The 16,506-nt window shown below is 71.4% G+C and carries 19 protein-coding genes; 10 read left to right on the top strand and 9 right to left on the bottom strand.

Annotation, left to right across the window (positions count from 1 at the left end; genetic code table 11):
• Window positions 1-37 precede the first annotated feature (37 nt).
• The gene (locus ACOFKX_RS04000; RefSeq protein ID WP_419825790.1) at window positions 38-241 is read right to left on the bottom strand and encodes a hypothetical protein; all 204 of its coding nucleotides are present in this window, start codon (window positions 239-241) and stop codon (window positions 38-40) included.
• 118 nt (window positions 242-359) lie between these two features.
• Between ACOFKX_RS04000 and ACOFKX_RS04005 the strand changes: the two genes are divergently transcribed.
• Complete coding sequence (locus ACOFKX_RS04005; RefSeq protein ID WP_419825791.1) at window positions 360-536, top strand: hypothetical protein; 177 nt, start codon at window positions 360-362, stop codon at window positions 534-536.
• Here ACOFKX_RS04005 and ACOFKX_RS04010 read toward each other — a convergent pair.
• A complete protein-coding gene (locus ACOFKX_RS04010; RefSeq protein ID WP_419825792.1) occupies window positions 533-1,174 on the bottom strand; it encodes a S24 family peptidase in 642 nt (213 codons plus the stop codon). The two genes, ACOFKX_RS04005 and ACOFKX_RS04010, sit on opposite strands and share 4 nt — an antisense overlap.
• Window positions 1,175-1,273: 99 nt before the next feature.
• Between ACOFKX_RS04010 and ACOFKX_RS04015 the strand changes: the two genes are divergently transcribed.
• Window positions 1,274-1,456, top strand: coding sequence for a hypothetical protein (locus tag ACOFKX_RS04015; RefSeq protein WP_419825793.1), 183 nt, complete (start codon window positions 1,274-1,276; stop codon window positions 1,454-1,456).
• Window positions 1,453-1,815 (top strand): hypothetical protein, encoded by a 363-nt coding sequence (locus ACOFKX_RS04020; protein WP_419825794.1) that lies wholly within the window; start codon window positions 1,453-1,455, stop codon window positions 1,813-1,815. Before ACOFKX_RS04015 ends, ACOFKX_RS04020 begins: the two co-directional genes overlap by 4 nt.
• Here the strand turns inward: ACOFKX_RS04020 and ACOFKX_RS04025 are convergent.
• A complete protein-coding gene (locus tag ACOFKX_RS04025) occupies window positions 1,787-2,569 on the bottom strand; it encodes a hypothetical protein (protein WP_419825795.1) in 783 nt (260 codons plus the stop codon). The genes ACOFKX_RS04020 and ACOFKX_RS04025 overlap by 29 nt on opposite strands.
• Window positions 2,570-2,581: 12 nt before the next feature.
• Window positions 2,582-3,826 (bottom strand): TIGR04063 family PEP-CTERM/XrtA system glycosyltransferase, encoded by a 1,245-nt coding sequence (locus tag ACOFKX_RS04030; protein ID WP_419825796.1) that lies wholly within the window; start codon window positions 3,824-3,826, stop codon window positions 2,582-2,584.
• 104 nt (window positions 3,827-3,930) lie between these two features.
• Between ACOFKX_RS04030 and ACOFKX_RS04035 the strand changes: the two genes are divergently transcribed.
• From ACOFKX_RS04035 to ACOFKX_RS04045, 3 genes are read left to right on the top strand one after another with little or no spacing between them, the layout of a single operon-like run.
• Window positions 3,931-4,068 carry a hypothetical protein gene (locus ACOFKX_RS04035; protein WP_419825797.1) on the top strand — a complete coding sequence of 46 codons (138 nt, stop codon included), beginning with the start codon at window positions 3,931-3,933 and terminating at the stop codon, window positions 4,066-4,068.
• Window positions 4,061-5,416 carry a putative O-glycosylation ligase, exosortase A system-associated gene (locus ACOFKX_RS04040; RefSeq protein WP_419825798.1) on the top strand — a complete coding sequence of 452 codons (1,356 nt, stop codon included), beginning with the start codon at window positions 4,061-4,063 and terminating at the stop codon, window positions 5,414-5,416. The genes ACOFKX_RS04035 and ACOFKX_RS04040 overlap by 8 nt, the downstream gene beginning before the upstream one ends.
• A complete protein-coding gene (locus ACOFKX_RS04045; protein ID WP_419825799.1) occupies window positions 5,413-6,507 on the top strand; it encodes an acyltransferase family protein in 1,095 nt (364 codons plus the stop codon). Before ACOFKX_RS04040 ends, ACOFKX_RS04045 begins: the two co-directional genes overlap by 4 nt.
• Here ACOFKX_RS04045 and ACOFKX_RS04050 read toward each other — a convergent pair.
• Window positions 6,485-7,027, bottom strand: coding sequence for a type 1 glutamine amidotransferase domain-containing protein (locus ACOFKX_RS04050; protein ID WP_419825800.1), 543 nt, complete (start codon window positions 7,025-7,027; stop codon window positions 6,485-6,487). The two genes, ACOFKX_RS04045 and ACOFKX_RS04050, sit on opposite strands and share 23 nt — an antisense overlap.
• A gap of 88 nt (window positions 7,028-7,115) precedes the next feature.
• Here ACOFKX_RS04050 and ACOFKX_RS04055 point away from each other — a divergent pair, with 88 nt between their 5' ends.
• Window positions 7,116-8,162: a DNA topoisomerase IB gene (locus ACOFKX_RS04055; RefSeq protein WP_419825801.1), complete on the top strand. Its 1,047-nt coding sequence runs from the start codon at window positions 7,116-7,118 to the stop codon at window positions 8,160-8,162.
• Window positions 8,163-8,164: 2 nt separating this feature from the next.
• Window positions 8,165-9,397, top strand: a complete 1,233-nt coding sequence (locus ACOFKX_RS04060) for a mechanosensitive ion channel family protein (protein ID WP_419825802.1) — start codon at window positions 8,165-8,167, stop codon at window positions 9,395-9,397.
• Here the strand turns inward: ACOFKX_RS04060 and ACOFKX_RS04065 are convergent.
• Window positions 9,394-12,381: an L-glutamate gamma-semialdehyde dehydrogenase gene (locus ACOFKX_RS04065; RefSeq protein ID WP_419825803.1), complete on the bottom strand. Its 2,988-nt coding sequence runs from the start codon at window positions 12,379-12,381 to the stop codon at window positions 9,394-9,396. The genes ACOFKX_RS04060 and ACOFKX_RS04065 overlap by 4 nt on opposite strands.
• Window positions 12,382-12,427: 46 nt before the next feature.
• Here ACOFKX_RS04065 and ACOFKX_RS04070 point away from each other — a divergent pair, with 46 nt between their 5' ends.
• Both ACOFKX_RS04070 and ACOFKX_RS04075 read left to right on the top strand, forming a co-directional pair.
• Window positions 12,428-12,748, top strand: a complete 321-nt coding sequence (locus ACOFKX_RS04070; protein ID WP_419825804.1) for an HNH endonuclease — start codon at window positions 12,428-12,430, stop codon at window positions 12,746-12,748.
• Between the two features lie 111 nt (window positions 12,749-12,859).
• The gene (locus ACOFKX_RS04075; protein ID WP_419825805.1) at window positions 12,860-13,825 is read left to right on the top strand and encodes a CsgG/HfaB family protein; all 966 of its coding nucleotides are present in this window, start codon (window positions 12,860-12,862) and stop codon (window positions 13,823-13,825) included.
• 33 nt (window positions 13,826-13,858) lie between these two features.
• Here ACOFKX_RS04075 and ACOFKX_RS04080 read toward each other — a convergent pair whose 3' ends face one another.
• Genes ACOFKX_RS04080 through ACOFKX_RS04090 form a run of 3 tightly spaced genes read right to left on the bottom strand, consistent with a single transcriptional unit; the run spans window position 13,859 to window position 16,478 of the window.
• A complete protein-coding gene (locus ACOFKX_RS04080; RefSeq protein WP_419825806.1) occupies window positions 13,859-14,194 on the bottom strand; it encodes a DUF3140 domain-containing protein in 336 nt (111 codons plus the stop codon).
• Between the two features lie 44 nt (window positions 14,195-14,238).
• On the bottom strand, window positions 14,239-15,222 hold the full coding sequence (gene dgcA, locus ACOFKX_RS04085; protein WP_419825807.1) for an N-acetyl-D-Glu racemase DgcA: 984 nt from the start codon (window positions 15,220-15,222) through the stop codon (window positions 14,239-14,241).
• 20 nt (window positions 15,223-15,242) lie between these two features.
• Window positions 15,243-16,478, bottom strand: coding sequence for a polyhydroxyalkanoate depolymerase (locus ACOFKX_RS04090; protein WP_419825808.1), 1,236 nt, complete (start codon window positions 16,476-16,478; stop codon window positions 15,243-15,245).
• Window positions 16,479-16,506: the final 28 nt, after the last annotated feature.

Raw genomic sequence — 16,506 nt, forward strand, 5'->3', positions numbered from 1 at the left:
ACGCCGCGCTCGCGGACGCGCCGGTCGCGAAGGGGAATCAGTGCAGCGGGCCGTGCGGCTCGGACTCCTGGAGCATCAGGATGGTGCGGCCGATCCGCCACCAACGCGCGTAGGCCAACACATTGTCGCGGGCGCGGCCGCTGGCGGCGCGCCCGGCGGCCTCTGCCAGGGCGCCGACGCCGTGTTCGGCGATCAGCGCCGAGGCGTGCGCGTAGCTGTCGCGATCGCTGACGAACTGCATGGATGGCCCCCCTTGCTCGCGGCGACCTCCCGATGCCGGAGGCGGGTTAAGGCGGCGCGCAGCCACGGGGTAAACGCGGGTTTGACCGTCGCGCCGCGGCCGTGCGAGGGGTGCGGCCATGGACGGACGACCCGAACCCCGCGCCGGCGGCGCGCTGCTCGCGCTCGCGCTGCTCGTCGGCGCGGGCGTCGGCGTCGCGGTGGGGCAGGCCTCGGCGGGCGTGATCGCGGGCGCGGGCGTCGGCGGCGCGGCGGCGCTGCTCGTCTGGATGCGGGACCGGCGGCGACGCGGCTAGAGCCGCCGCCCCGCCCACAGCACACGCCCCACGACCGCGAGCCGCGCGGGATCGCGGATCGTCACGGGACCGGCCTCCGGATTGTCGCTGACGATCGCGAGGTCCTCGCCCTCGCGGACCAGCCGCTTGACGATCAGCACGCCGTCCAGGCGCAGCACGTAGATGCCGGGCCGCAACCGGTCGGCGGCGTCCGCCGTGTCGACGAGGATCTCGTCGCCGGGGCCGAGCGTGGGTAGCATCGAGGTGCCGGCGACGGCGATCAGCGACAGCGCGTCCGCCCCGCCCGCCGGGTGCAGCCGCTTGAGCCACGCGTCGGAGAAGCCGAGGCCGGGCGCGCGTCCGCGATCCTCCACGATCGCGCCCGGTCCCGCCGATGCCTCGACAGCGAGGCGGGGCACCAGGCGTAGCGCGGGCGCCGGCTTCGCCGCGGGGGCCGCGCCCAGCCATTCCTCGGGCACGCCGAAATAGCGGGCGAGCGTCGCGCGATCGTCCTCGGACAGGCGGCGGGGCACGCCGCGCGCGATGAACTGCTGCACATAGGCGGCATTGCGGCCGATCAGCCGCGACAGCGAGGCGCAGTCCGCCCCCTGCTCGGCGATCAGCCGTCTCAGCACGGCGCGCGGATCACTTTCCTCCACACCGGCGCCATACCGATAGGAATTTGCCTAGACAAGTTGGATTGCAGGAACAGAATAGGAACGATCGCGAGTCACCCAGCTTGAGAGAAGGCCGCCGCCATGACGTTCGTCGCCCGTGTCCTGCGTTACCTCCGGAAGTCCGGGATGCCGCCCACCGTGTTCGGGCGGCGAACCGTCAACGATCCCCGCTTCGTCGACGATCTGCTGAAAGGCCGCGAGCCGCGCGCACGCACCGTCAGCCGCGTCATCGCGTGGATCGACGAGCAGGAGGCGGCACGATGAGCCCGCTTCCGGCCGATCGCGCGCGCGCCGCGCTGATCCGCGCATTGAAGCCCGTCGCGGGGCCGTTCGCGGTCGTCGCGGCGCGCAGCCAGGATTGGGCGAGCGCCACCTTCGAAGGCGCGCGCCACCGCCTGGCTCTGCGCCTGGAGGGGGAAGATGCGGACACACGCGCCGCGCGCCTGGTGGCGAGTCTGGCGGCGGTGGACGTCCCGATGGACAACGGCTTCGTCGCGGACATCGCGGTCACGGCCCGCGTGGACGGCGACGGGCCGGTGCTCGGCATCGAGGCGCTGACGATCCGCGAGGCGCCGCCCTGCCCGGCCGCGACGATCAGCGGCGGCGCGCGGCGATGCGGTTGAGCTCCTCCAGCGCGCCGACCAGCGCGGCCGGAGGGCGACGACTCGCGGTTTTGGCGGAGCGCTGCTCGAAGCCGGCGGCCAGCCGCTCAATCATCGCATTGAGATCGGTGCGGCCGCGCGAGGCGGCGGGCGCCGGCCTGGCTTCGGCGAGCGGGAGGACGTTCAGTTCGATCGCCGGCGTCTCCGCGAACGGGGCGGCAGGCTGCCCGGCGACGTTCTCCTCGCTCGCGGCTTCCGCGACGGCCGGCTCGGCGATGGGCTCCTCCGTGATCGGCGGCCGCGCCACGGTCAGCGCGTCGAGGTCGATCGGAGGCGGTGGCGGCAGATCGACGACGATCGGCGGCGGCGGCGCGGTATCGACCTCCATGAAGGGCGAGCCGAGATCGCGGTGCGCGCGGATCGGCGCGCGCGCGGGCGCGTCGGGATGACGATCGGCACGGCGCAGGCGGACGGCGGGCTCCTCCTCGGCCGATGCGCTGATGTCGGGCAGGACGTCCGCGGCGGGAGCGACCTTCCGTACGCGGCGGGCGGGCGCCGGCGCGGGACGCCGCATCGCCACCCAGCCGACGACCGCCAGCAGGATTGCGAGCACGAGCGCGCCGACCGGCTGGGCGATTCGCCCGACGAGCGGCACCGCGGCGTAGCGCGGCGCCGGCATCGCCATCATGGCGAACAGCGTCGCGGCGCCCAGCGCGGCGCCCAGCGGACGCTCGAAGCGCCAGCGGTCGATGGTGCGGATCAGCTTACCGGCCACCTTGCATTCCCCTCAGACGTGCGCCGCGGCGAGCCGCGAGCGTTCCGGCGTCGTTGCTGCCATATCATGGTAAACGGGAAGATAACGCCTCGCGTTGTGCGCCCAGTCTCGCTCCGCGCGGACGAAGGCGAGCCCGGCGTCGCGCCGCGCCTCCCAGCCGCCGCGATCCGCGAAGGTGGCAGCGAGCGCGCGGGCGACCGCCGCCGGATCGTCGGGCGCGAACAGCGTGCCGGTGACGCCGTCCGCAATCAGCTCGCGATGGCCGCCGACGTTCGACGCCGCGACCAGCCGGCGCTGCGCCATCGCCTCCAGCGGCTTCAGCGGCGTGACGAGATCGGTGAGCCGCATCTTCTTGCGCGGATAGCAGAGGATGTCGACGAGGCCGTAGTAACGCTCCACCTCGGAGTGCGGCACGCGACCGACGAAGCGGATGCGCCCCGCCACCGGCGAGGCGGCGGCCTGCCGCTTCAGCGCGTCCGCCATCGGCCCGCCGCCGACGAGCAGCAGGTGCGCGTCGGGCCGGGCGGCGACCAGCGCGGGCATCGCGGCGATCAGATCGTCGATGCCCTCATAATCGTAGAAGGAGCCGATGAAGCCGACGACGTCGGCGCCGATCAGGCCCAGCTCCGCGCGCAGCGCCTCGTCCGGCGGCGGCGGATCGTCGAACAGCTTGAGGTCCACGCCGTTGGGGGAGACCATGATCTTGGACGCGGAAATGCCGCGCGCGACGAGATCGGAGCGCAGCCCCTCGCAGATCACCGCCACCCGATCGACACGGCGGCACGCGAACGTCTCCAGCGCGCGCGTCGCGCGATAGCGCGGCGAACCCTCGCTGCCGGTGCCGTTGCCGACTGCCGCATCCTCCCAGAAGGCGCGGATCTCGTAGAGCAGCGGCAGGCCGAGCCGCCGAGCGGCGCGGCGCGCGGCGAGCGCGGTCAGCACCGGCGAGTGGGCGTGGAGCACGTCAGGCCGGAACGCGCGCGCCGCCGCCTCGATCGTGCGGGCGAAGGCGCGGACCTCGCGCGCTTCCGCGATCACGGGCGGCCCGCCGGGCGCAGCACCACCCCGGAAGAAGCGCAGACCGTCGTGCGTCTCCTCGACCGCGCCGCCGCTCGCGCTCTCCACCTCGTGGCGCGGGCCGGTGACGCCGGCGACCGTCAGCCCCAGCCCCTCCTGCGCCTTCAGGACCGCGCGGGTGCGAAACGTGTAGCCGCTGTGCAGCGGCAGCGAGTGGTCGAGGACGTGGAGGATCCGCATGGGCTCGTGCTATGCACCACCGGGCTTAACGCCGCGTCAACCGCCATGCGGCTAGTCGGGCTCTCGAACGCCCGACTGACGCGCGAACGAGGAAGGCCCGACCGTTGATCGACCTCGTCTCGCTCGGCACCACGCACGCGCTGATGCTGATCGCGCTGTGGCGATTGCTCAACCGCCCCGATCTCGATCGAGACGACGGCGCGCGACGCCCGACGCCGTGGGGACGCGCGCCCGATGCGTGATCTCGCCTTCGTCGGCTTCCTGCTGCTGCTCGTCGCGGGCGGCTTCCGGCGGCCGTTCGTCTGGGTGCTGGGCTACGCCTATGTCGACATCGTCGCGCCGCAGCGGCTCTCCTACTATTTGCTGAACTCGGTCCCGCTGTCGCTGATCTTCTTCGTGCTCGCGGTGGGCGGCTGGCTGGCGCTGGAGGACAAGCGCGATACGCGCTTCACCGGGCGGCAGGCGATCATGATCGCGCTGCTCGCCTGGTGCGGCTACACCACCTTCACCGCCGACTTCCCGCTCGCCGCCATTGAAAAGTGGGGATGGGTGTGGAAGGCGCTGGTGTTCGCGATCTTCCTGCCCTTCACGCTGCGCACCCGCCTCAGGATCGAGGCGCTGGCGGTGTTCATGGTGCTGTGCGCGGCGACGATCGTCATCGTCGGCGGCATCAAGACGCTGGCGTCGGGCGGCGGCTACGGCATGTTGAACCTGATGGTGGAGAACAATGCCGGCCTCTACGAAGGCTCGACGATCTCGACCGTGGCGATCGCCATCGTGCCGCTGATCCTGGTGCTGATGAAGCACGGCACGATCTTCCCCGACGACTGGCGGGCGCGGCTGTTCTGCCTCGCGCTCGTCTTCGCCTGCCTGTTAATCCCGATCGGAACGCAGACGCGCACCGGGCTCATCTGCATCGGGCTGCTCGCGGTGATGATGCTGCGCGATTCGAAGCGCCGCGTGCTGTGGATCGGGGCGATGGCGGCGATGGTCGCCTGCGCGGTGCCGTTCCTGCCCAAGAGCTACACCGAGCGGATGAACACCATCCAGGGCTATCAGGCCGATCAGTCCGCCTCGACGCGCATCGCCGTGTGGAAGTGGACGTGGGGCTATGTGCAGGATCATCCCGCAGGCGGCGGCTTCGACGCCTATCTCGGCAACAAGCTGACCATCAACCTGGCCGAGACCAAGGGTGCGGCGGGCGGATCGGCGGTGACGACCAGCGTGGAGCATGACGCGGCGCGCGCCTTCCACTCCGCCTATTTCGAGATGCTCGGCGAGCAGGGCTTTCCCGGATTGGGCCTGTGGGCGCTGATGCACCTCGCCGGTCTGTTTCGGCTGGAACTGCTGCGCCGCCGCTTCCGCCGCTCCGCCGAGCCCGACGACCAGTGGATCGCGCCGCTCGCCACCGCGCTCCAGCACGGCCACGTCATCTATCTCGTCGGCGCGTCGTTCATCGGCATCGCCTTCCAGCCCTTCGTGCTGATGCTCGTCGCCGTCGAGATCGGGCTCGACACCTGGGTGCGGCGGATGCGGCCGACGGCGACGCGCGCGCCGTTCGGCGCGGCGGCGGTGCCGCTTCCCGCATGAAGGTCGCGGAGCTCCGCCCGCTCACCGGCGTGCGCGGCCTCTTCGCCTGGGCCGTGGTGCTCTACCACATGCGCCTCGCCTGCGCGTGGTGGCTGCCGGCACCGGTGGTGGCGGCGCTCGCCAAGGGTTATCTGGCGGTCGACTTCTTCTTCCTGCTGTCGGGCTTCGTCGTCTGGCTGAACTATGGCGACCGCCTCGCGGCGGGCGGCGGCACGCGGGACTTCCTGGTGCGGCGGCTGGCGCGGATCTGGCCGCTCCATGCCGTGATGCTCGGCTTCTGCGCGCTGCTCGCCGCCGCGCTGATGGCGACCGGGCGGCCGGCGCCGCGCTTCCCGCTCGCCGAGCTGCCGCTGCACCTCGCGCTGGCGCAGGACTGGGGCGTTGCGAACCCGCTCGCCTGGAACGATCCCGCCTGGTCGATCAGCGCCGAGTGGGCGGCCTACCTGCTGCTGCCGCTCGCCGCCGCGTTGCTGCCGCGGCGGGCGTGGCCGACGCCGATGCTCGTCCTGGGCGCGGCGGCGCCGCTGCTACTGCTCTGGCTCGTCATGCGGACGGGCGGCGAGACGATGCTGGGCGCGGACATCGCGCGCTACGGCGTGCTCCGCTGCGTGGCCGAGTTCGCGTGCGGCGCGGTGCTGAGCGTGCTGTGGCGGCGCGGGCGGGGGCGACGCGGCGTGGCGGCGGCGGCCGTTACCGTCGCGATCCTCTGCGCGCTGGCTCGGCTGGGCGGGCTCGACGAGACGCTCGCGGTGCCCCCGCTGTTCGCCGCCGTGCTGCTGGCGCTGGCGCTCACCGCAGAGGCGCCGCGCAACCCGCTGTCGGCGCGCTGGCTGCACCGGCTGGGCGAGGTCAGCTACGCGACCTACCTCGTCCACGTGCCGCTGTTCTTCGCCTTCAAGCTCGCCTTCGTGGCCGACGCCGACCGGCTGCCGCCCTGGCAGGCGGCGGCGGTGCTGGCACTGGTGCTCGTCGCCTCGATCCTCCTCCACGACCATGTCGAGCGGCCGGCGCAGCGCCTGCTGCTCCGGCTTTGGACGGAACGCGGCGCGCCCCGCCCGCTCGTGCCCGTCAGTCCGCCTCGATCGACCTGATGAGCGCGTCGATGAAGGCGGGGATGTCGTCGGGCTTGCGACTGGTGACGAGCTTGCCGTCGATGCTGACCTGCTCATCGACGACGTTCGCGCCGGCGTTGCGGAGATCGGTGCGGATCGACTCGTAGCTCGTCATCGTGCGGCCCGCGACCAGCCCCGCCCCGGCGAGGAGCCAAGGCCGGTGGCAGATCGCCGCCACCGTCTTCCCGGCCGCGAAGAACGCCTTCGCGATCCGCTGCGCGTCGGGCTGCACGCGCATTTTGTCCGAGTTGATCGTCCCGCCGGGGATGACGAGCGCGTCATAGGCGTCGGGGTTCACGGCATCGAGCGTCAGGTCCGGCGTGATCGTCGCCGCCTTCTCGATATCGCCCTCCATGCCCTGGATCGGATCGGTCTTGGGCGACGCGAGCGTCACCCGGGCGCCGGCGTCGAGCAGCGCCTCTCGGGGCTTGAACAGCTCGTCCTGCTCGAAGCCGTCGGTGGCGATGATGAGAACCCTCGACTTGTCGATGGCGGGCATGACTAACCTCCGTTGCTGTCCCGCCAGAACGGGCCGGCGCGCGGGCGCGTTCCGGAAACCGGCGGCACCCGTTCCGCGTTTGCCGCCCATGCCCGAAACGATCACGCCGGAAGCCGCCGCCGAGAAAGTCGCCGTCAAGCTCTGCTACATCGACGACATGAGCGTCGGCATCACGCGCAGGAAAGGCGGGCGCGGCTGGGCCTATCACGACGCCGACGGCAATCGCATCACCGATCGCGACGAGATCGACCGGCTGAACGCGATCGGCATGCCGCCCGCCTACGAACGCTGCTGGTTCTGCCCGCAGCCCCACGGCCACATCCAGGGCATCGGCTACGACGCCAAAGGCCGCAAGCAATATCGCTACCACAATGATTTCCGCGCCCAGCAGGAGGCGGAGAAGTATGAGGGCTGCGCCGATTTCGGCCGCGTCCTGCCCGCGATCCGCAAGCGCGTCGACGCCGACCTCGACGGCAGGACCCCGACCAAGCGCACCGCAGTCGCCGCCGTCGTCCGCCTCCTCGACGAGGGCCATGTCCGCGTCGGCAACATGAGCTACGCCAAGGAGAATAAGAGCTTCGGCGCGACGACGCTCCGGGATCGCCACGCCACGTTTCGGGGCGGCCGCGTCTCCTTCTCGTACCGGGGCAAGCACGGCAAGCCGCAGCATGTCGAGATCGAGGACAAGCGCCTCGCGCGGGTGACGCGCGCCTGCCAGGATATTCCCGGCCAGCACCTGTTCCAGTATATCGACGCCGAGGGCGGCCGGCACCCCGTCACCTCCACCGACGTCAACGACTATATCCGCGAGGCGTCGGGCGGCGCCTTCACCGCCAAGAACTTCCGCACCTTCGCCGCTTCGGTCATCGCCTACGAGGCGATCGTCGCGGCGGGGCCGGCGGGGATCAAGCTGAAGGCGGTGCTGGAGCCCGTCGCCGCCGCGCTCGGCAACACGCCGGCGATCAGCCGCAAGAGCTATGTCCACCCCGCGCTGATCGAGCTTGCGCGCGCGGGCGGGCTGAAGGGCGAAGCGCCGGTGAAGCTGCCGCGCGCGGGCAAGTGGCTGGGCGCGGCCGAGCGCGGGCTGATCGCCTTCCTGGACGCGCTGGCGGACACGACCGCGAAGGCTGCCTGAGCGTGGCCGCCGGGACGAACGACGCGGCCACGAACGCGGCCGCCGATGCCGCCGCGCGCGCGGTCAAGGCGCATGCGCTGCACGTTCAATCCAGGCGGCTCGTCGCACAGACGGTCGAGTGGCTGCGCGAGAACAGCACGCAGGTGGCGGTCGCGTCGGGCGCGGGGGTGCTGATCTTCCTTGCGCTGCTGGCGGTGACGAAGTTCGGCGCGCGGCTGGTCGGCGAGGCGAGCGCCATAACCAACCTGCGCTCGATCATCGGGCGGGTGTGCCAGAAGACGGGCTACCTCTTCCTCTTCATCCTGTCGGTGAAGATCGTGCTGGGCTTCGCGGACGCGCCGCTGCTGCTCCGTCACTTCGTCAGCTTCGTCTTCACGATCGGCATGACCATCCAGTCCGCCGTCTGGGTGCGCGAGATCGTGCTCGGCTATGTCGAGTATCGCGCCGGATTGACCGATCACGACCATTCCGCACTCGGATCGGCGCTGGGCATCATCCGCCTGCTCGTCACCTTGACGGTGTTCAGCCTGGCGACGGTGATCGTGCTCGACAATCTGGGCGTCAACGTCACCGGCCTCGTCGCGGGACTGGGAATCGGCGGCATCGCGATCGGCCTGGCGGCGCAGGGCATCTTCAAGGACCTGTTCGCCGCGCTGGCGATCATCTTCGACCGGCCGTTCCGCAAGGGCGACAGCGTCAAATGGAACAACATCTCCGGCACCGTCGAGGCGATCGGCCTCAAGACGACGCGTATCCGTGCGCTGACCGGCGAGCAGGTGATCGTCGGCAACTCCAATCTGCTGGAGAAGGAGATGTTCAACCTGGCGCGGCTCGACCGGCGTCGGATCACGCTGGCGCTCGGCCTCGTCTACAACACGCCCGAAGACGTGGCCGATCAGGTGCCCGCGCTGCTCACCGACATCACCGAAGGCGTGGCGAGGTGCCAGGTGGTGCGCGTCGGCATGATCGGCTTCGGCACATCGAGCCTCGACTTCGAGCTGCAGTTCGACGTGCGATCGGCCAACTACAACGACGTTTTCGAGGCGCGCAGCAAGGTGTGCTTGGCGATCCTGCGCCGCTTCAACGCGCTCGGCATCGAGTTCGCCTTCCCGACGCAGGTGACGATGACGGCGGGGCCGGACGGGCGCGCGGTGATGCCCTACCCCGACGTCGCGTTCGTGGCGCAACCGCACGCGCGCGCCGGAGACGAGAGCGCCGAGGAAATGGCGCCCTAGATCCCGCCCACCGCCACGTCGTCCAGCGACAGCAGCGTGGCGTTACCGCCCGCCGATGTCGTGTCCATCGAGACCGTCCGCTCGACGCAGAAGCGCGGCAGATAGTGCGGGCCGCCCGCCTTCGGGCCGGTGCCGGACAGGCCCTCGCCGCCGAACGGCTGCGAGCCCACCACCGCCCCGATCATCGAGCGGTTGACGTAGAGGTTGCCGACCGCCGCGCGCGCCTCCACCTCCTCGGCGGTGCGCGCGATGCGGCTGTGCAGCCCCATAGTGAGCCCGAAGCCCGAAGCGTTGATCCGCTCGACCGTGCGGCCGAGCTCGCCCGCCTTCCACGTCGCGACGTGGAGCAGCGGCCCGAACCACTCGCGCGTCAGATCCTCGATCGCGTCGCAGCGGATCACGGTGGGCGGCAGGTAGAGGCCGTCGTCGGGCGCGGCCACCGTCTTCACCCAGCGGTCGCGGGTGAGTTCCCTATGACCCATCAGCCGCTCGTAGGCGGCCGCGTCGATCACCGGGCCGACGTCCGTCGCGGGATCGGCGGGGTCGCCGACGACCAGCGTGTCCATCGCACCGGCCAGCATCTCCAACGTGCGCTCGGCCATCTCCTCCTGGAGGACGAGCAGCCGCAAGGCCGAGCAACGCTGCCCGGCCGATCGGAAGGCGGAGGTCACGACATCGGCCACCACCTGCTCGGTCAACGCGGTCGAATCGACGATCATCGCATTGAGCCCGCCCGTCTCGGCGATCAGCGGAACGAGCGGGCGATCCTCCCCCTCCAGCAGCGTGCGGGCGATCTTGCGCGCAGTGCCGGTGGAGCCGGTGAACGCCACGCCCGCCACGCGCCCATCGGCGACGAGCGCCCCGCCCTCCTCTGGCCCACCGGGCAGCAGCACCAGCGCGTCCGCCGGCACACCGGCGCGGTGCGCGAGCGCGACGGCTGCGGCACCGATGCGCGGCGTCTGCGGCGCGGGCTTGGCGACCACCGTGTTGCCGGTAACGAGCGCCGCCGCCGCCTGCCCCAGGAAGATCGCCAGCGGAAAGTTCCAAGGCGCGACGCACGCCCAGACGCCGCGCGCCTCCAGGCGCAGCGTGTTGCGCTCGCCCGTCGGGCCCGGCATCTCGATGGCGGGCATGTCGATGCACGCACGCGCGGCATAGTAGCGGCAGAAGTCCGCCGCCTCGCGCACCTCGCCCAGCGCGTCGGCGATCGTCTTGCGGCCCTCCTCAACGCACAGCGCCATCAGCGGCAGCCGCTCCTCCTCCAGCAGGTCGGCGAGGCGTTGGAGAGTGCGGGCGCGGCGCTCGACGGGCGTCGAGGACCAGGCCGGGAGGGCGGCACGCGCGCGGGCCACCGCGTCGGCGGGCGCGGGGCTGGCGGGCGAGTTAGTGTCGGCGGGGCGACCGATCGCCCGCGCCGTCTCCGCCAGCGTCTCGCGGTCCTGGAGGTCGATGCCGGCGGAGTTTCGCCGCTGGTCGCCGAACAGGTCGGCGGGCAGCGGGATGGAAGGGTGACGCGAGCCGCCGACCGCCCGGATGCGCTCCGCCGGATCGGCGAGCAGCTCCTCGTCGCTCAGCGTCTCGTCGGCGAGCTGGTGGACGAAACTGGAGTTGGCGCCGTTCTCCAGCAGCCGCCGGACGAGATAGGCGAGCAGGTCGCGATGCCCGCCGACCGGTGCGTAGATCCGGCAGCGATACTTCTCTTCGCGGACCAGCCGCTCGTAGAGGCCGTCGCCCATGCCGTGAAGCCGCTGGAACTCGAAGTCGCGGCTCTCGCCCGCCCACTCCAGGATGGTCGCCACCGTCAGCGCGTTGTGGCTGGCGAAGGCGGGATAGATGTTGCGCGCCGCCAGCATGTCGCGCGCGCAGGCGAGATAAGAGACGTCGGTGGCCGGCTTGCGCGTGAACAGCGGATAGTCGGAGAGGCCGGCTTCCTGCGTGCGCTTGATCTCGCTGTCCCAGTAGGCACCCTTGACGAGGCGGACGGCGATGCGGCGGCCGGTCGTGCGGCCGAGATCGTCCGCCCAGCCCACGGCGGCGCGGGCGCGCTTGGAGTAGGCCTGCACCGCCATGCCATAGCCGTCCCACCCGGAGAGCGCGGGCAGCCGGCCGACCGCGCCGATGATCGCGAAGCTCGCCTCCAGCCGCTCGCTCTCCTCGGCGTCGACGGTGAGGCCGATGCCGGCCTGCGCCGCCGCCACCGCCAGCTCCTCCAGCCGCGCGGTGAGCGCGGGTACGCACTCCGCCCAGCGCGCCACCTCGTAGCGGGGATGGAGCGCGGAGAGCTTGACGGAGATCGAGTGGCCACGTTTCGCCACGCGGCCCACCGCGCGGATCGCGTCCAGGTAGGCGCGCTGGTAGCGATCCGCGTCGGCGTGGGTGCGCGCCGCCTCGCCCAGCATGTCGAAGCTGGCGGTGAAGCCCTTATGGTCACGCTTGTCCATGCGGCCGATCGCCTCGTCGATGGTGCGGCCCATCACGAAGATCTCGCCCATCAGCCGCATCGCCGCGCCCACCGCCTGACGCACGAACGGCTCGCCCGCACGCGCGACCAGCCGCCGCAGCGTGCCGCCACGCCCCTCGTCCGCGACCAGCGCGCGGCCGATCACCAGCCCCCAGGTGCCCGCGTTGACGAGCCCGGAGGCCGAGCGGCCGGCGTGCGCGCGCCAATCCGCGTCGCCCAGCTTGTCGGCGATCAGCAGGTCGGCCGTCTCGGGATCGGGCACGCGCAGGAACGCCTCGGCGAGGCTCAGCAGCGCCACGCCCTCCGACGAGTTCAGCCGATACTCCTGAAGGAAGCGGTTGACCCATCCCGATGCCTGTGCCGCGCGCAGATCGGCCAGCAGGCCGAGCGCGCGACCCACGATGCGCCCGCGCGCCGGTGCGTCGAGCGTGGCGGCGGGAAGCAGCGAGGCAAGCACCTCCGGCTCGGGAGCGCGGTGCAGGCGGCGGAACTCGGCGGCGATGCTTGGGGAAATGAGGTCCATTAAGCGGCTATAGGATAGGAGACGCCGCCCCGCCATATTTGCTGCGATGTCCCGCCGCCGCTCTCGCCCGATCGTCGGCCCGCCGCCGCCGCGCGACGCGCCGACGGAGTGCGCGTTGTGCGGGCGGCCTCTCGGACGCCGTATCGAGTGGCACCATGTCGTGCCGAAATCGGAAGGCGGGCGCGAGACGGCGCCGCTGAACCCGATCTGCCACCGCGCCATCCACGCCGCGCTGCCCAACAAGGAGATCGCGAGGACCTACCCGACGCTGACCGCATTGCGCGGAGAGGAGCGCGTCGCCCGCTTCCTGCGCTGGATCGCGGGCAAGCCGCCCGACTTCCACGCGCCGACGTGCGGGCGCCGCTGACGCGGCAAGTGCCGGTCACCCGGAACGGCATCTTGATCGCCGAACCGCTGTTGATCCGCCGGCTCCGGTTGGTCATCATGCCGTTTACCGGTAACAAGGGGAAGCGGGATCATGGGGACACTTCGCGCGGCACTGATCGGCGCTCTCGCCACGACGGCCGCTCTGGCGCACGCGCAGCCGCAGCTCGCGCGGGCGAGCAAGGGGCAGCAGATTCAGCAGCAGACGATGAACGACGTGCCGCGCTGCACGCGCAAGCTCGGCACCTTATCGGTGGCGGACGGCGACGATCCCTCCGCCTGGTCGCAATATTCGCTAGCTCCGCCGTCGAAGCTGCTCAAGGTGATGGTCCAGCGGTCGGGCTGCTTCAACCTCGTCGATCGCGGCGCCGGCCTCAACGCGGCGCAGGCGGAGCGCGCGATCGGCGGCGGGCTGGGGCTTCAGCGCGGCTCCAACGTGGGCATCGGGCAGGTCAAGGCATCGGACTATGTGCTCGTCGCCGAGATCCAGGGCGCCAACGGCAATGTTAGCGGCATGGGCGCGGCGGGCGCGGTCGGCGGGCTCATCAACAATCGGCTCGGTGGGCTGCTCGGCGGGCTGCGCACCAAGAAGTCGGAGGCGAACACCGTCCTCTCGCTCACCAACGTGCGGACCACCGAGACGATCGCGACCGAGGACGGCTATGCCGCCAAGAACGACATCTCGTTCGGCGGCGGCGGCGGCATGGGCTTCCTCGGCGGGGCGGCGGGCGCGGTCGGCGGCGGCTACGAATCGACCGATATCGGGCGCATGGTGACGCTCGCCTTCATCCAGGCCTACTCGAAGATGGTGACCTCGCTGAACCTCGTGCAGCCGGGCGCCACCGGCACCGCCGAGGCTGCGCCGTCGCGGACCTTCACCGCGCAGGGCCCCGTCGTGATGCGCAGGACGGCCGCCGCCGGCGGTGCCGCGGTGCGGACGCTGCCGCCCGGCGCCACCGTTTATCCCACCGGCAAGAAGGACGGCATGTGGTGGGAAGTGGCGGACGAGAACGACAATGTCGGCTGGGTGCTGAACTCGCGCCTCGCGCCGACACGATAGCCGCGAGGGGGAGGCGCGGGGGCCGCGATCCGCTCACTTGAGCGGGTCGTGGCCCCAGTTCATCAGCGAGTAGCGCCAGTCGCTATGCTCCTTGTCCTGCCCCGGCCCCTGCTTGCAGTGCCGCGCGACATAGCCCGTCACCTTCTTCATGTGCGCGTAGTCGGCGTCCGTCAGCTCCGCCTTCTTCCTGCGCTGGATCTCGACGATCTTGCGGCCCGAGGCGTGGCCGACCGATTCGGCGCCCTCGCTCGCCTTCTGGCCGACGCGCTTGCTGTCGTCGGTGTCGAGGAACTTCTCGATCTCGGCCGGGGTCATGTTCACCGCGTCCTTGAACTCGCGGTAGATCGTGTCGTGGTCGTCGTCGGCCATCATGCTCTCCTTCGACGGCGGGAACGCGGATCACGCGCGGGGGTTCAGGCGCCGCCCCACAGAGAGGAGGCCGCCGGCCGCATCGTGCCGCCGTCATACGCAAAGCCGTCCGGCCGATCGCGCGCGAGCAGCAGCGCGCCGTCGAGATCGACCCAGTCCGCGCCCTGCGCTGCGAGGAAGGCGGGCGCGAGGCCGAGCGACGTCGAGAGCATGCAGCCGACCATCACCTTGAGGCCGATCGCACGCGCCTCCGCGATCAGGGCCAGCGCCTCGGTGAGCCCGCCCGCCTTGTCGAGCTTGACGTTGATCGCGGCGTAGCGGCCCCGGCAGCGTTCCAGATCGGTGCGGTCCTGACAGCTCTCGTCCGCGCAGAGCGGGATCGGCGAGACGACGCCGTCGAGCAGATCGTCGCGGCCGGCGGCGACCGGCTGCTCGATCAGCTCGACGCCATGGGGCACGAGCGCCGCCGCCTCCGCCGCCACGTCCCGCCCAGTCCACGCTTCGTTGGCGTCGACGATCAACCGCGCGGAGGGTGCGCCGCGCCGGACCGCGGCGACGCGCTCGGCATCGCCCTCCCCCGCGAGCTTGAGCTTGAGCAGCGGATAGCGCGGCCCGGCGGCGCGCGCCGCCGCCTCCATCTCGTCCGGTCGCCCCAGAGACAGGGTGTAGGCGGTGACGAGCGGCGCGGGATCGGGCAGCCCGACCGGGCGACCCGCTTTCGCGTCCAGATCCCACAGCGCCGCGTCGAGCGCGTTGCGCGCCGCGCCGCGCGGCATCGTCGACCGGATCTCGGCGCGTCCGGCGCCGTCGGCGATCGCGCCGGCCTGCGCGAGGATGGTCTCGTGGACGCCCTCGGCGGTCTCGCCATGATAGTAGATCGGCGTCGCCTCGCCCCGCCCGCTCCGGCCGTCTCGGTCGATCGTGGCGACGACGACGTCGACATGGGTCTTGGCGCCGCGCGCGATGACGAAGGCGCCGGCCACCGGCCAGCGCTCGATCTCCGCCGACAGGCGCGCCCGCCCGGCCACCGCGCGCTCAGGCGATGCGATCAGCCGTCATGCGCGGCGATCCACTCCTCCACCACCGGCGCGATCGTCTCGCGCCAGCGCCGGCCGTTGAAGATGCCGTAATGGCCGACGCCGGGCGCCATATAGTAGCGCTTGCCGTCTTCGGGCAGCGCGGTCGCGATGGTGAGCGCCGCCCTGGTCTGTCCCAGCCCCGATATGTCGTCGCGCTCGCCCTCGATCGCCAGCAGCGCGGTGTCGGCGATGCCGGCGGGATCGACGCGGCGGCCACGGTGCATCAGCTCGCCCTTGGGCAGCTTGTGCTTCTGGAACACGTCCTCGATCGTCTGGAGGTAGAACTCCGCCGTCATGTCGCAGACCGAGCGATATTCCTCGTAGAAGGCCTTGGTCGCGTCGGCCCCCTCGCCGTCGCCATCGACGAGCTGCTGGAACATGCGGTAGTGGCTCATCAGGTGGTTGCCGAGGTTCATCGCCATGAACCCGGTGAGCTGCAGGAAGCCGGGATACACGCGCCGCCCGCCGCCGGGATGGAAGAAGGGCACGGTCTGGATCACGTTCTGCTCGAACCAAGCGAGCGGGCGCTGGGTGGCGACGGTGTTGACGGTCGTCGGCGCCTCGCGCGTGTCGACGGGGCCGCCCATCAGCGTCAGCGAGCGCGGGCGGTTGGGGTGCTGATCCTGCCCCATCAGGCACGTCGCGGCGTAGGCGGGCACCGATGGCTGGCACACGGCGAGCATGTGCGGGCGCGGATCGCCGCTCCGCCCGATCGTCGCGCAGAAGCCGATGAGATAGTCGATATAGTGGTCGAGGCTGAAGTCCCCGTCCGACAGCGGCACGTCCTTGGCGTCGCGCCAGTCGGTGACGTAGACGTCGCACGATCGCAGCATCCGCTCGACCGTGCCGCGCAGCAGCGTGGCGAAGTGGCCCGACATCGGCGCGACGATCAGCAGCTTGGGGCCGCCCTCGACGCCCTCGCGCACGAAGCGCTTGAGCTGACCGAACGGGCGCCGCTCGACGATCCTCTCGCGGACCGCCACCACGCGCCCGTCGGCGAGGACGACATGGTCGATGCCGAAGGCGGGCTTGCCGCGCGCCTGCGACGCGTGGGCGAACACGTCGAGGCCGGACGCGATCATCGGAGCGAACCCGGTATGCGACAGCGGGTTGGCAGGATTCTGCATCCAGTCCGCGCCGATATTCGCCATCAGGCTCGCCCCCGAGAGGAACGAGCGCTGCATCTCGTAGGCGTCGTAGAGCAAGGATCGTCTCCTCAAGCCGACGCACGAG

Origin of the sequence: Sphingomonas sp., assembly GCF_965200105.1 — a bacterium.
Classification (GTDB): domain Bacteria; phylum Pseudomonadota; class Alphaproteobacteria; order Sphingomonadales; family Sphingomonadaceae; genus Solisphingomonas.